This window comes from Streptomyces sp. H27-D2 (assembly GCF_035828615.1).
Lineage (GTDB): Bacteria > Actinomycetota > Actinomycetes > Streptomycetales > Streptomycetaceae > Streptomyces.
Genome location: NZ_JAYMZR010000227.1, coordinates 1 through 818, shown reverse-complemented (window position 1 = coordinate 818; position 818 = coordinate 1). Strand labels below are relative to the sequence as shown.

Sequence of the window (818 nt, the reverse complement as noted above, 5' to 3'; positions counted from 1 at the left end):
GTTGAGTCGGTGCGTGGCGTGGAGGGAGTCGGTCGGGGCAGGGTGAACAGGCCGGGTTCGGGTTCGAGGAGCAGGCCGCGGCTGACCAGGCGTTTCAGTTTCGCGCGGGTGCTTTCGGTGTGCCGCGGTTCCGTGCCGGTGCCCAGGGTCTGGCAGATGTCCTTGGCGCGGAGCCCTTCGTGGGCCTGTTCGATGGCGGTGAGGATCTCGTGGTAGCCGGGCGGGAGAGGGTCGGGTGGCGGGAGACCGTCCTCGGCGGCCAGCTCCAGCACGGTCGTGCGGGTGATCTCCAGCCGGTCCAGGGTCCGCTCGGCGGCGGTGAGCTGCTCGCCGAGCTGGGCGATCTGTTCACGCAGCCGTTCGGTGGTCTCGCGTATCAGCCGCTGTCTGGTCTCGATCTTGTCCAGGAGTTCCCTCATCGGTGCTCCCGCCGGTCGGGGCTGCCGGTCGCCGGGCGGGCGGGGCGCGCCAGGTCGGGGTGGAGGTGCGGGTGAGGCGGTGGAGCATGACGTCGGTCATGGACCAGTGGATCATCGCGACCGAGCTGGCCGGCTTCGTCTCGTAGTCCCGTGCGAGCCGGCGGTGGAGCATGAGGGTGCCCCAGGTCTGCTCGACCACCCACCGCTTCGGCTCCGGTGTGAACCCTCGTGTGCCGGGGGCGCGTTGGACGATCTCGACGTCGACGCCGAGGCGGGCGCCGTGCTCGACGACGGCGTTCTTGAACCCGGCGTCCACCCAGGCCTTGGTCACGGTGGGCGCGGCGGCGGCGACCTTGTCCAGCAGCGCGATGCCGATGGCGTTGTCGTGCACGCTCGCGG

At 70.9% G+C, this 818-nt stretch carries 1 protein-coding gene and 1 pseudogene; both read right to left on the bottom strand.

What is annotated here, in order from left to right:
* The coding region (locus QMK28_RS34030; protein ID WP_326443563.1) for a hypothetical protein at window positions 1–419 on the bottom strand (419 nt) is incomplete at its 3' end.
* Between the two features lie 40 nt (window positions 420–459).
* Window positions 460–818 (bottom strand): annotated as a pseudogene (locus tag QMK28_RS34025) (transposase); the annotation flags it as partial.